We start from the raw sequence: 12,442 nt of genomic DNA, 5'->3' as shown, positions 1-12,442 counted from the left end.
GGCGGGCGGGTTATCCGGCGCTGTTGCCGTCTGCTTCCGCCTTGGCCGGCAGCGCTTCAGGCTCCGCCGGCGTGCTGACGCTTTCAATCGTCAGCTTGATCTCCGGGGTGATCAGGTCGCTCAGCATGGTGTAAACCTCCATGGTGTGCTCGCGGATCGCATCGCCGATATCGTTGATATAGCCCTCTTCACGCAGCGTCGCCACCAGAGTGGAGAACACCGCCTTGTCGAAGAACTCCGGCGCGTTGATGCCGTGCAGCACCGACAGGCGCTGGGCCATAATCCGGCTCTCTTTTTCCAGCGCGCCGCGGTTGATGCTCGGGTTGGCGCTGAGGAGCGACATGGTGATGGCGTAGCGCTGCAGGGTTTCGCGCACGCCGGCAGCCAGCAGCTGCAGCGGACGGATGCGCCCGGCGTTGAGCGACAGCTCGTCGCCGTCGACGCAAATCAGCGCCTGACGCGCCATTTCGTCGGTCAGCGTTTGTAGCACCTCCGGCAGCTGTTCCTTGTCGTAGTGCAGGAACAGCTCGGCCTTCAGCATCGGATAAATCAGGCCGATCTGGCGCAGCAGCTCGGCGCGTGAGACGTGGCGGTGATGCATCACAATGCTGGCGATCAGCGACGGCAGCACCAGCAGGTGGTGAATGTTATTACGGTAATAGGTCATCAGCACCGCCTGCTCGCGCGGCAGAATGATGATATCGCCGATATTGTCCTGCTCCACCTCGAACTTATCCATATTGAGCGCGTGGTCCAGCAGCTCGCCCGGCGTATGGTCCGGCACCGTCACGTCGTCGGCGTACGGCGCGTTGCGCATCAGCTGCAGGTAGCAGTCCAGCTGCTCGATCAGCTGCTCGCGGGTCAGCGAACGCTGGCGCGAGGCCAGCAGCGCGGTTGAACACAGGTTCATGGCGTTGGCGGCGGCGGCGTTGTTGATGCGCACCATGATCTTGCCGGCCAGATCGTTCACCGTCGGCGTCAGCCAGCTCGGGCGCTGCGCTTCGATCGGGTCGATGGACTCGCGCCACTGCGGCACGTGCTGGTTCAGGTAGGCGGTCAGCGGCAGCGGTTCGCCGAAGTTGACATAGCCCTGGCCCAGATTGCGCAGCTTGCGCAGGCCGCGCATCATCTGCAGCAGGCTCTCTTTCTCTTTGGTCGCGCCGCGCAGCTCTTTGGCGTAGGTGCCCACTTCCATCACGTGCTCGTAGCCGATGTAGATCGGCACCAGGGTGATCGGCCGGGTGCCGCCGCGCAGCATTGCCTGAATGGTCATCGACAGGGTGCCGGTTTTCGGCTCCAGCAGACGCCCGGTGCGCGAACGGCCGCCTTCGACGAAGTACTCCACCGAGTAGCCGCGGGTAAACAGCTCGCCGAGGTATTCGCGGAACACCGTGGAGTAGAGCTTGTTGCCCTTGAAGGTGCGGCGGATAAAGAACGCCCCCAGCCGGCGGAAAATCGGCCCGGCCGGCCAGAAGTTCAGGTTGATGCCGGCGGCGATATGCGGCGGCACCAGGCCCTGGTGATACAGCACGTAGGACAGCAGCAGATAGTCCATATGGCTGCGGTGGCAGGGCACGTAGACGATTTCGTGGCCGTCCTGCGCCAGCTGACGCACGCGCTCGGCGTTGGTGACGTTGATGCCCTGATACAGCCGGTTCCAGGTCCAGCTCAGCACGCGGTCCGACAGGCGGACGGTTTCGTAGGAGAAGTCGGCGGCGATCTCTTCCATCAGCGCGATGGCGTTCTGCTGCGCCTTCTCGTGGGAGATCTTCTTGCTGCGCGCTTCGTCTTCCACCGCTTTTTCAATCGCCTTGGAGGCCAGCAGCTTATTGAACAGATCCTGCCGCGCCGGCAGGCTCGGGCCTACCGCCGCCAGACGCTGGCGTGAGAAGTGCATGCGCGCGACGCGCGCCAGCTTCTGCGCGATAATTTTATCGGTGCCGTGCTCGGTCGCCATCTTGCGCAGCGACACGGTGTTGGAGAAGCGCACGAAGCTGTCGCGTCCCAGCCACAAAATGGCGAAGAATTTCTGCACGCCGTTCAGCAGGCGCAGATGCGGGGTGCCCTGGCCTTCGCGCCCCGGAGAGCGGCCGAACATCACCGACGCCGGCAGCATCTGGATATCCAGCCCCGGGTTATTGCGGTGCAGGTCCAGATAGTCGTGGAACAGTTTTACCGACTCTTCCTTCGGCGTGTAATAGCGGAAGACGCGCGGGCCGTCGTGAATAAACACGTAGCTTGGCAATACCGCACCGTCGATCTCCAGCGGGTCGAGCGGGTCGGGCAGATCCTGCGCCAGGCACTGGGTGCGCAGCGTCAGCAAGTCCGCCTTGGAATGGTAAGGTAAAACGTACAAAATCGGTCGTGAGGGATCGAGCCCCAGCTCCGTGACCGGATCTGCGGGGATAGCTTTGCTTCTTACCAGCAGTTTAAGTGGTAGATTCAATAATTTATAATAAATTTTACGCCAACCTGACATAACTATGTGAAGCCTCTTGTTAGCAATGCGCCGCAAGCATACCAGAAAGCGGGTGACAGATCTGTGGTGTTAAAGACCCCCGAACCGTTAAAATTATGACTTACCTCTTGTAAAAGGCACACAGCAAAATGGCAAATCAGACGACCGGCTTGACCCGCATCATCAAAGCGGCGGGTTATTCATATAAAGGATTAACGGCGGCGTGGCGCAATGAGGCGGCGTTCCGCCAGGAAGCGGTGGCGGCGGCGGTCGCCGTCATTGTGGCGCTGTGGCTGGACGTCGACGCCGTGGCGCGTATTTTACTGATTGGCTCGGTGCTGCTGGTGCTGATTGTCGAGGTGCTCAACAGCGCCATCGAGGCGATTGTCGACCGCGTCGGCACCGACTTCCACGAGCTGTCCGGCCGCGCCAAGGATATGGGGTCGGCGGCGGTGTCGCTGAGCATTATCCTGGCGCTGCTGGTCTGGGTAACGCTGCTGTGGCGGCATTTCGCCTGATTTGCGCAGCGGCGCGCTAATCCCTGATTTTTATTCATTCTCCGGTTCCCAATCCGCGTTCACCTGTATATACTCACAGCAAGACTGTATAAACAAACAGGGGGCGGAATGAAAGCACTAACTACCAGACAGCAAGAGGTCTACGATCTGATTCGCGAGCATATCTCGCAAACCGGCATGCCGCCAACGCGCGCCGAGATCGCATTGCGTCTGGGGTTCCGCTCGCCGAACGCCGCCGAAGAACACCTGAAGGCGCTGGCCCGCAAGGGCGTGATCGAAATCGTCTCCGGCGCTTCGCGCGGCATCCGCCTGCTGATGGAAGACGAAGACGGCCTGCCGCTGATCGGCCGGGTCGCCGCCGGTGAACCGCTGCTGGCGCAGCAGCATATCGAAGGGCACTACAAGGTGGATCCGTCGCTGTTTAAACCAAATGCGGATTTCCTGCTGCGGGTCAACGGCATGTCGATGCGCGATATCGGCATTCTGGACGGCGACCTGCTGGCGGTGCATAAAACGCAGGACGTGCGCAACGGCCAGGTGGTGGTGGCGCGCATCGAAGACGAAGTGACGGTGAAGCGTTTGAAGCGCAACGGCAATATGGTTGAGCTGCTGCCGGAAAACAGCGAGTTCACGCCGATCAAGGTTGACCTGCGCGAGCAGAACTTCACCATTGAAGGGCTGGCCGTCGGCGTTATCCGCAACGGTGACTGGATCTAAACCGCATCCCCCGCGTTTAATCGCCCCGGCCACGTCCGGGGCGATGTTATTTCTTATCTGACTCCTCTTTTCAGCTACGGGAACATATGACTATGCGCCTGCTTGCCTCCTTGACCAGCGACACGGATAAAGCCCTGTGGCGTTTGGCGCTGCCGATGATCTTCTCCAACATTACCGTGCCGCTGCTGGGGCTGGTGGATACCGCGGTGATCGGCCACCTCGACAGCCCGGTCTATCTGGGCGGCGTGGCGGTGGGGGCGATGGTCACCAGCTTCCTGTTTATGCTGCTGCTGTTCCTGCGTATGAGCACCACCGGGCTGACGGCGCAGGCGCTGGGGGCGCAGAACCCGCAGGCGCTGGCGCGCGCCTTTATGCAGCCGCTGCTGCTGGCGCTGCTGGCCGGGCTGGCGATTGTGCTGCTGCGCCATCCGCTGATCGACCTCGCGCTGCAGATCGTCGGCGGCGACGGCGAGGTGCTGACGCAGGCGCGGGCGTTTCTGGAAATCCGCTGGCTCAGCGCGCCGGCGGCGCTGGCGAACATGGTGCTGCTGGGCTGGCTGCTGGGCGTGCAGTACGTGCGCGCGCCGGTGATCCTGCTGATTGTCGGCAACCTGCTGAATATCGTGCTGGATCTGTGGCTGGTGATGGGGCTGGGCTGGAACGTGCAGGGCGCGGCTACGGCCACCGCGCTGTCGGAATATGCCACCCTGCTGCTCGGGCTGTGGCTTAGCTGGCGCGTGATGCGCATGCGCGGTATTTCACCGCCGATGCTGCGCCACGCCTGGCGCGGCAACGTACGCCGCTTGCTGGCGCTCAACCGCGATATCATGCTGCGCTCTCTGCTGTTGCAGCTGTGCTTCGCTTCGCTGACCATTTTCGCCGCCCGGCTGGGCAGCGAGGTGGTGGCGGTCAACGCGGTGCTGATGAACCTGCTGACCTTTACCGCCTACGCGTTGGACGGCTTCGCCTATGCGGTTGAGGCGCACTCCGGCCATGCCTACGGCGCGCGCGACGACAGCCAGCTGCGTCTGGTGTGGCGCGCCGCCTGTCGTCAGTCCTGTCTGGTGGCGCTGGGCTTTGCGCTGGTGTACGCCTGTGCGGGGCAGCAGATCGTCAATATGCTGACCTCCCTGCCGGAGCTGCGCGCGCTGGCGGCCGGCTATCTGCCGTGGCAGGTGGTGCTGCCGCTGGTTGGCGTCTGGTGCTACCTGCTGGACGGCATGTTTATCGGCGCGACGCGCGGCGCCGAGATGCGTAACAGCATGGCGGTGGCGGCGGCGGGCTACGGCCTGACGCTGCTGAGTTTACCGCTGCTGGGTAACCACGGGCTGTGGCTGGCGCTGTGCGTATTTCTGGGGCTGCGCGGCGTATCGCTCGGCTGGATCTGGCACCGGCACCGGGTCAACGGCACCTGGTTTGCGCAGGGAAAGGCGGCTTAACGCGCGTTAAGCCGCGGGGCGGGTTACTTCTTTTTCACCACGATGCTGTGGTCGTGGTCGCAGTCATGCTGGCTGTCGCAGGCTTCCACCTCCACGCAGCCGGCGCACAGGCCGTGCGCTTCCACCACGCTGTGGCGCAGCGCAAAGCCGGATTCCTGCGCCAGCTTCTGCAGCGTCTCTTCCACGCCTTCCGTCGGGCGCTCGGTGACCTGGCCGCAGCGGTCGCAGATAAACAGCGCCGAGGTATGCATCGGCTCCTCGAAGTGGTGGCACAGCACGTAGCTGTTGGCCGACTCCACGCGGTGGATAAAGCCCTGTTCCAGCAGAAAATCCAGCGCGCGATAGACCGTCGGCGGTTTGGCCTGCGGTTCCACGACGCGCAGCAGGTCGAGCAGATCGTAAGCGCTGATCGCACCGGGCTGTTGCGCCATCAGGCGTAACACTTCCAGCCGTTGCGGCGTCAGGCGCACATTGCGTTGCTGGCAGAGTCGTTCTGCCTGCGCGAGCAGCTTTTCCTGGTTGGTTGGGTTCATGGCGAATATCCCGGTACGTTAAAAATGCGATTTTACCATGTCTGCGGCAAATCACCGATAGCCGGTGGTTTTTCTTGTCGCTTCGGCCACAAAAATGGCCGTTTTTCAGCGGGATAATGCCGGGCGGCGCGGTGGTTTCGCCTCGGCGGCGGTTTACGTTATAATCAGCGATTACTTTTTTGTCCGCCTGATGCTGAATAGATACCGCAATGACCGATTCGTTAAAACCAGAACACACTCCGCATGCCGGCTCAAACGGCGCTGAACGGCCGTTTAACGCCAGCCGCTTTTCCATCGCGCCGATGCTCGACTGGACCGATCGTCATTGCCGTTATTTCCACCGCCTGCTGAGCAAAGAGACGCTGCTGTATACCGAAATGGTCACCACCGGCGCGATCATTCACGGCAAAGGGGACTATCTGGCGTACAGCGAACAGGAACACCCGCTGGCGCTGCAGTTGGGCGGCAGCGATCCGGCGGCGCTGGCGCACTGCGCCAAACTGGCGGAGCAGCGCGGCTACGATGAGATCAATCTGAACGTCGGCTGCCCGTCCGACCGGGTGCAGAACGGCATGTTCGGCGCCTGCCTGATGGGACAGGCCGCGCTGGTGGCGGACTGCATCAAGGCGATGCGCGACGCGGTGTCGATTCCGGTCACGGTAAAAACCCGTATCGGCATCGATGACCAGGACAGCTACGCCTTCCTGTGCGACTTTATCGACACCGTTTCCGGCCGCGGCGAGTGCGAGATGTTTATCATCCACGCGCGCAAAGCCTGGCTCTCCGGCCTGAGCCCGAAAGAGAACCGCGAAGTACCGCCGCTGGACTATCCGCGCGTCTACCAGCTCAAGCGCGATTTCCCGGCGCTGACCATCGCCATTAACGGCGGCGTCAAATCCCTGGCCGAGGCGCAGCAGCACCTGCAGCACGTCGACGGCGTGATGATGGGGCGTGAAGCCTACCAGAACCCGGGGATTCTGGCGCAGGTGGACCGCGAGCTGTTTGGTTCGCAGGCGGCGGTGCGCAACAGCGTGGAGGTGGTCGAGGCGCTGTATCCGTACATCGAACGCGAACTGGCGAACGGCACCTACCTGGGCCATATCACCCGCCATATTCTGGGCCTGTTCCAGGGGATCCCGGGGGCGCGCCAGTGGCGACGCCATCTGAGTGAAAACGCCCACAAGGCGGGCGCCGACGTGCGCGTGGTGGAGCAGGCGCTGAGCCTGGTGCGCCAGCCGCGCAGCGAAGTGGCGTAATTCGCCGCTTTTTACGCTAACTGTTAGCTATTCTCGCCAGCTGTGCCGCGCCCTGCGGTGCAGCTTTCATTGTATTTCAACGGGTTGCCGACACCGCCAAGGTTGGCACGCTTCTTGTAATAACGCTGGCAGATGCCTGTTTTACCGAGGAGCTTCCTTATCATGTTAGAAATTTTCTTTTTTATCGGCTTTGTGCTGATGTTGCTGGTCACCGGCGTGTCGCTGCTTGGCGTGCTGGCCGCGCTGTTTGTCGCCGCCGCCTTTATGCTGCTGGGCGGCCTGTTTGCGATGGTGATTAAGCTGTTGCCGTGGCTGATTCTGGCGGTGGTCGGCGTATGGATATATCGCTCGCTGCAAAAACCGCAGATACGGCGCTATTGATTTTTGCTGATTAATCAGTCAGTCATGATGAAAATGTCGTAACAAACAAGAGAGTGAATGCGGCAGAGATCACACCTTGAGCGATAAAACGCCGTAGCGGTGCGTTTAACGTTCTTTTTGCGTTTGGCGGCTGTTAGGATGTGCGCCGTAGCAGTGAAGTGATGCTGACAATTTCATCACCGTACGGGGCAGCCTTAATAATAATCGTGTTGCATCAGCAACCTCTGTCCCGGGCGGACTCTGCTCTACCCTACAAAACGCAGTATCAGAAAGGGCTCCGTCAGGAGCCCTTTTCTGTTATCAGCCGGGGATCAGCAGGCTGGAGCCGCTGGTCTGGCGGCTTTCCAACCGCTGGTGCGCGCGCTGCGCGTCAGCCAGCGCAAATTTTTGTTCGTCGTTCACTTCCACCTTGATGGCGCCGCTGCCAATCAGCGCAAACAGCTCGTTGCTGGCGTATTCCAGCTCGGCGCGGTTGGTGATGTAGCCGTTGAGGGAAGGGCGGGTGACATACAGCGAACCTTTCTGATTCAGCAGCGCCAAATCGACGCCGGTTACCGGCCCGGAGGCGTTGCCGAAGCTGACCATCAGGCCGCGGCGCTTCAGGCAGTTAAGCGAAGCCTGCCAGGTGCTCTTGCCGACCGAATCATACACCACGCTGACCTTCTCGCCGTCGGTCAGCGCCGCCACGCGCTCGGCAATGTCTTCCTGCTGATAGTTGATGGTCGCCCAGGCGCCGGCCTGCTGCGCCAGCGCCGCTTTTTCCGCCGAGCCGACGCTGCCGATCAGTCTGGCGCCCAGCGCCTTCGCCCATTGGCAGGCAATCAGCCCGACGCCGCCGGCGGCGGCGTGGAACAGGAAGGTTTCCCCCGGCTGCAGGTTATAGGTCTGCCGCAGCAGATAGTGGACGGTCAGCCCCTTGAGGAAGGAGGCCGCGCCCTGTTCGAAACTGATGTTGGACGGCAGCAGCGCCACTTTTTCTTCCGGCACGTTATGCACTTCGCTGTAGGCGCCCAGCGGCGCCTGCGCATACACCACGCGGTCGCCCGGCTTCAGCGCGCTGACGCCGGCGCCTACTTTGCTCACCACGCCCGCCGCTTCGGTGCCCAGCCCGCTCGGCAGCGACGGCGGCGCGTATAAACCGCTGCGCACATAGGTATCGATGTAGTTGATGCCGATGGCCCGGTTTTCAATCTGTACCTCGCCGGCGGCCGGATCGCGCGGGGTAAAATCAACGAATTGTAAAACTTCCGCTCCACCGGTGGCGGAAAACTGAATGCGCTTGGCCATAGCTCCTCCTCGTGTGCACTGTCGCCGTTAGATCCTAATGTTAGGACATCGTTATGGGTCATTAATGTATAGCCGTCATACTTCAGGTTACAGCGGCGTTGGCTGCGCTCAGTCAGCCGAATCACCGGCCTGAGTCAGCCCATCGGGATTTCTTCCCTTGCCGCCCGCCTGTAACTGGAATTATTTAGGGTATATACTGCCGCGTTGTCACTTCATAACAGGTAATGCGTCCCCACTATGGCAGGAAAGAAACCCACCAACAAATCTAACGAGGCGCAGGCACCGCGCGATCGCCAAATGGAAGGGCTGAAGATGCCGCCGCATTCGCTGGAGGCGGAACAGTCCGTGTTGGGCGGTTTAATGCTGGATAACGAGCGCTGGGACAACGTGGCGGAACGCGTGGTCGCCAACGACTTCTTCAGCCGTCCGCACCGCCTGATCTTTACCGAGATGCAGCGCCTGCTGGAAATGAGCAAGCCGATTGACCTGATCACCCTGTCCGAATCGCTGGAACAGCGGGATGAGCTGGATTCCGTCGGCGGCTTCGCCTATCTGGCCGAGCTGGCGAAGAATACGCCGAGCGCCGCCAACATCGGCGCCTATGCCGATATCGTGCGCGAACGCGCGGTGGTGCGCGAGATGATCGCGGTGGCCAATGAGATCGCCGACGCCGGTTACGATCCGCAGGGGCGCACCAGCGAAGACCTGCTCGATCTGGCGGAATCGCGGGTGTTCCAGATTGCGGAAAACCGCGCCAATAAGGATGAAGGACCGAAAAGCGTCGATCAGATCCTGGAAGCCACCGTATCCCGTATCGAATCGCTGTACCAGACGCCGCACGACGGCGTCACCGGGGTGGACACCGGCTATCAGGATCTGAACAAGAAAACCGCCGGCCTGCAGCGATCGGATCTGATCATCGTGGCGGCGCGTCCGTCGATGGGTAAAACCACCTTTGCGATGAACCTGTGTGAAAACGCCGCGATGCTGCAGGACAAACCGGTGCTGATCTTCAGCCTGGAGATGCCCGGCGAGCAGATCATGATGCGTATGCTGGCCTCGCTGTCGCGCGTCGACCAGACCCGCATCCGTACCGGCCAGCTGGACGATGAGGACTGGGCGCGCATTTCCAGCACCATGGGCATCCTGCTGGAGAAGCGCAATATGTATATCGACGACTCCTCCGGCCTGACGCCGACCGAGGTGCGCTCGCGCGCCCGCCGTATTTTCCGTGAAAACGACGGCCTGAGCCTGATCATGATCGACTACCTGCAGCTGATGCGCGTGCCGTCGCTGTCGGACAACCGAACGCTGGAAATCGCCGAAATCTCGCGCTCGCTGAAGGCGCTGGCGAAGGAACTGCAGGTGCCGGTGGTGGCGCTGTCGCAGCTGAACCGCTCCCTGGAGCAGCGCGCCGACAAACGCCCGGTCAACTCCGACCTGCGTGAATCCGGCTCCATCGAGCAGGATGCCGACCTTATCATGTTTATCTACCGTGATGAGGTGTACCACGAGAACAGCGATCTGAAAGGGATCGCCGAAATTATTATTGGTAAACAGCGTAACGGCCCGATCGGTACGGTACGCCTGACCTTTAACGGCCAGTGGTCGCGCTTTGACAACTACGCCGGCCCGCAATACGACGACGAATAATTAATACTCAGCCAAGGAACTGAAATGAAAGCGGCAACCGCTGTCATCGACCGCCGCGCTCTGCGACACAACCTGCAACAGGTACGCCGTCAGGCGCCGAACAGCCGCCTGATTGCGGTTGTCAAAGCAAACGCTTATGGACATGGCCTGCTGGAAACGGCCCACACCCTGCAAGACGCCGATGGCTACGGCGTCGCGCGCATCGGCGAGGCGCTGATGCTGCGCTCCGGCGGCATCGTTAAACCGATCCTGCTGCTGGAAGGCTTCTTCTGCGCGGATGATTTGCCGGTTCTGGCGGCAAATCATCTCGAAACCGCGGTACACAGCATCGAACAGCTTGAAGCGCTGGAGCAGGCGACTTTGCCGCACCCGGTGACGGTGTGGATGAAGCTCGATACCGGCATGCACCGTCTGGGCGTGCGCCCGGAGCAGGCGGAAGCGTTTTACCAGCGCCTGTGTGCCTGCCGCAACGTGGCGCAGCCGGTAAATATTATCAGCCATTTCAGCCGGGCGGATGAGCCGGAGTCCGACGCGACGCTGCGGCAGATCACCTGTTTCGAACAGTTTGCCCGCGGCAAACCGGGGCAGCGCTCCATCGCCGCCTCCGGCGGCACGCTGCTGTGGCCGGATGCGCATAACGAATGGGTGCGGCCGGGGATTATCCTGTACGGCGTCTCGCCGCTGGAAACCCGCGACGCCAGCGCGTTCGATCTGCGGCCGGCGATGACGCTGAAATCCAGCCTGATTGCGGTGCGCGAGCACCGGGCCGGCGAGCCGGTCGGCTACGGCGGCAGCTGGGTCAGCGAGCGCGATACCCGCCTGGGGGTGGTGGCGATGGGGTACGGCGACGGCTACCCGCGCAGCGCGCCGAGCGGCACGCCGATCTGGCTGAACGGCCGTGAAGTGCCGATCGTCGGCCGGGTGTCGATGGATATGATCTCCGTCGATCTGGGGCCGAACGCCGGGGATAAAGTGGGCGACGAGGCGATACTGTGGGGCGCCGAACTGCCGGTGGAACGCGTCGCCGCCGCAACCGGCATCAGCGCCTATGAGCTGATCACCAAGCTGACCCAGCGCGTGGCGATGGAGTATATCGGCGACTGAGCCGCACGCGACCGTCCCGCTCAGACCGCCTGAGCGGGAAGCTGCTCACGCCATCAGCTGCACCGGGATCTCCGTCAGTGCGGTGCCGCTGATGCCGCTCTCCACCTGGCGGAACACCTCCGTCATCATCGCGCCGACGTCCTGTTTCACCATCATGATCTCGTCCCCCAGCATGGCGACGAACGGATCCCAGTCAAAACAGCCGATCGCCCGCCGCGGCTCCCCGCGCAGCATGCCCTGGCCGCTGAGAAAGCGGACTACGCCTTCCAGCGAAATGGTGGAGTTGACGAAAAAACCGCTCTGCGCGTCGCCGCTGCGGTGAAAATAGTCCGCCAGCGCCGCTTCTGCCTTTTCCGCCCGATAGCCGCACAGCAAAATATGCGTTTCCGGCACCGTCAGGCCGGCTTCCTGATGCGCGGCCAGAAAGCCCCGCAGGCGCTCCCGGGTATTGTGATCGCTGCCGCGGCCGCCGATAAACAGCAGCGGGGCGTTCGCCGGGTTGTTGTGCAACAGCTGGCGGGTCAGGGCGCGGGCGCCGTCAAAGTTGGCGGAAATCACCGACGGCGCGCGGCTGCCGGGCAGGTCCAGATTCAGCGCCGGCACGCCCGCATTGGCGCAGATCTCGGCGATTTTGTCGGGATCGGTGGCGCCGGTGACGATCATGCAGTCGACCTGCCAGGAGAGCATGGTTTTGGCGGCCTCCGCTTCCAGCGCCGGATCGCGCCGGGTGCAGGTAATTACCGGGAACAGGCCGCGTTCGCGCGCCATCTCCTCGAATTTCTCGACGATCGAGCCGAAATAGCGGTTATCGTACTTCGGCACGATCATGCCGATGGTTTTGGAGCGCGCGCTGCGCAGCAGGCTGGCCTGCCGGTTGACCGCGTAGCCCTGCTCTTCGGCAATCCGCGTCACCTTTTCCGCCAGGCTGGCGCTGATGCGGCGCTTTTTCCAGCTGCCGTTCAGGATCGCGCTGACCGCGCTGGCGGATACGCCGCTGAGCGCCGCCAGATCGTAGATGGTGGTTTTCTTGTTTTTGCCGATCTCGGTCACAGATCCCAATCCTCTAATCACATTTCTTTTGCTGATTGTCGCGAGT

11 protein-coding genes are annotated in these 12,442 nt (G+C 62.0%); 7 read left to right on the top strand and 4 right to left on the bottom strand.

Annotation, left to right across the window (positions count from 1 at the left end; genetic code table 11):
• Positions 1 to 10: 10 nt before the first annotated feature.
• The gene (plsB, locus tag I6G83_RS04820) at positions 11 to 2,479 is read right to left on the bottom strand and encodes a glycerol-3-phosphate 1-O-acyltransferase PlsB (protein ID WP_054305353.1); all 2,469 of its coding nucleotides are present in this window, start codon (positions 2,477 to 2,479) and stop codon (positions 11 to 13) included.
• A gap of 128 nt (positions 2,480 to 2,607) precedes the next feature.
• Between plsB and I6G83_RS04815 the strand changes: the two genes are divergently transcribed.
• The 3 genes from I6G83_RS04815 to dinF all read left to right on the top strand — a co-directional run bounded on the left by I6G83_RS04815 (position 2,608) and on the right by dinF (position 5,132).
• The gene (locus I6G83_RS04815; RefSeq protein WP_054305354.1) at positions 2,608 to 2,976 is read left to right on the top strand and encodes a diacylglycerol kinase; all 369 of its coding nucleotides are present in this window, start codon (positions 2,608 to 2,610) and stop codon (positions 2,974 to 2,976) included.
• A gap of 108 nt (positions 2,977 to 3,084) precedes the next feature.
• Positions 3,085 to 3,693, top strand: coding sequence for a transcriptional repressor LexA (lexA, locus tag I6G83_RS04810; RefSeq protein ID WP_015962089.1), 609 nt, complete (start codon positions 3,085 to 3,087; stop codon positions 3,691 to 3,693).
• Between the two features lie 92 nt (positions 3,694 to 3,785).
• Positions 3,786 to 5,132, top strand: coding sequence for an MATE family efflux transporter DinF (gene dinF / locus I6G83_RS04805; RefSeq protein ID WP_054305355.1), 1,347 nt, complete (start codon positions 3,786 to 3,788; stop codon positions 5,130 to 5,132).
• A 23-nt stretch (positions 5,133 to 5,155) separates the two neighbouring features.
• On the opposite strand, the gene zur is transcribed toward dinF, so the two are convergent.
• On the bottom strand, positions 5,156 to 5,665 hold the full coding sequence (gene zur / locus I6G83_RS04800; protein WP_054305356.1) for a zinc uptake transcriptional repressor Zur: 510 nt from the start codon (positions 5,663 to 5,665) through the stop codon (positions 5,156 to 5,158).
• 302 nt (positions 5,666 to 5,967) lie between these two features.
• Here zur and dusA point away from each other — a divergent pair, with 302 nt between their 5' ends.
• On the top strand, positions 5,968 to 6,921 hold the full coding sequence (dusA, locus tag I6G83_RS04795; protein ID WP_051032640.1) for a tRNA dihydrouridine(20/20a) synthase DusA: 954 nt from the start codon (positions 5,968 to 5,970) through the stop codon (positions 6,919 to 6,921).
• Between the two features lie 162 nt (positions 6,922 to 7,083).
• Positions 7,084 to 7,302 carry an envelope stress response protein PspG gene (gene pspG, locus I6G83_RS04790; RefSeq protein ID WP_015962085.1) on the top strand — a complete coding sequence of 73 codons (219 nt, stop codon included), beginning with the start codon at positions 7,084 to 7,086 and terminating at the stop codon, positions 7,300 to 7,302.
• 300 nt (positions 7,303 to 7,602) lie between these two features.
• On the opposite strand, the gene I6G83_RS04785 is transcribed toward pspG, so the two are convergent.
• On the bottom strand, positions 7,603 to 8,589 hold the full coding sequence (locus I6G83_RS04785) for a quinone oxidoreductase (RefSeq protein WP_054305357.1): 987 nt from the start codon (positions 8,587 to 8,589) through the stop codon (positions 7,603 to 7,605).
• Between the two features lie 237 nt (positions 8,590 to 8,826).
• On the opposite strand from I6G83_RS04785, the gene dnaB reads away from it, so the two are divergent.
• Positions 8,827 to 10,242, top strand: coding sequence for a replicative DNA helicase (dnaB, locus tag I6G83_RS04780; protein WP_015962083.1), 1,416 nt, complete (start codon positions 8,827 to 8,829; stop codon positions 10,240 to 10,242).
• Between the two features lie 24 nt (positions 10,243 to 10,266).
• A complete protein-coding gene (alr, locus tag I6G83_RS04775; protein ID WP_054305358.1) occupies positions 10,267 to 11,346 on the top strand; it encodes an alanine racemase in 1,080 nt (359 codons plus the stop codon).
• Between the two features lie 45 nt (positions 11,347 to 11,391).
• On the opposite strand, the gene I6G83_RS04770 is transcribed toward alr, so the two are convergent.
• Positions 11,392 to 12,396 (bottom strand): LacI family DNA-binding transcriptional regulator, encoded by a 1,005-nt coding sequence (locus I6G83_RS04770; protein ID WP_054305359.1) that lies wholly within the window; start codon positions 12,394 to 12,396, stop codon positions 11,392 to 11,394.
• Between the last annotated feature and the right edge of the window lie 46 nt (positions 12,397 to 12,442).

The sequence above is a fragment of the Serratia rubidaea genome, from assembly GCF_016026735.1.
Lineage (GTDB): Bacteria > Pseudomonadota > Gammaproteobacteria > Enterobacterales > Enterobacteriaceae > Serratia_B > Serratia_B rubidaea.
The sequence above is the reverse complement of the archived record's forward strand: the minus strand, read 5'-3'. Positions and strand labels throughout refer to the sequence as shown.

Excerpts from the sequence above, each read along its gene's own strand:
- plsB (WP_054305353.1), bottom strand. The coding sequence starts at position 2,479 with ATGTCAGGTTGGCGTAAAATTTATTATAAATTATTGAATCTACCACTT.
- dusA (WP_051032640.1), top strand. The coding sequence starts at position 5,968 with ATGCTCGACTGGACCGATCGTCATTGCCGTTATTTCCACCGCCTGCTG.
- pspG (WP_015962085.1), top strand. The coding sequence starts at position 7,084 with ATGTTAGAAATTTTCTTTTTTATCGGCTTTGTGCTGATGTTGCTGGTC.
- lexA (WP_015962089.1), top strand. The coding sequence starts at position 3,085 with ATGAAAGCACTAACTACCAGACAGCAAGAGGTCTACGATCTGATTCGC.
- I6G83_RS04785 (WP_054305357.1), bottom strand. The coding sequence starts at position 8,589 with ATGGCCAAGCGCATTCAGTTTTCCGCCACCGGTGGAGCGGAAGTTTTA.
- alr (WP_054305358.1), top strand. The coding sequence starts at position 10,267 with ATGAAAGCGGCAACCGCTGTCATCGACCGCCGCGCTCTGCGACACAAC.
- zur (WP_054305356.1), bottom strand. The coding sequence starts at position 5,665 with ATGAACCCAACCAACCAGGAAAAGCTGCTCGCGCAGGCAGAACGACTC.
- dinF (WP_054305355.1), top strand. The coding sequence starts at position 3,786 with ATGCGCCTGCTTGCCTCCTTGACCAGCGACACGGATAAAGCCCTGTGG.
- I6G83_RS04815 (WP_054305354.1), top strand. The coding sequence starts at position 2,608 with ATGGCAAATCAGACGACCGGCTTGACCCGCATCATCAAAGCGGCGGGT.
- dnaB (WP_015962083.1), top strand. The coding sequence starts at position 8,827 with ATGGCAGGAAAGAAACCCACCAACAAATCTAACGAGGCGCAGGCACCG.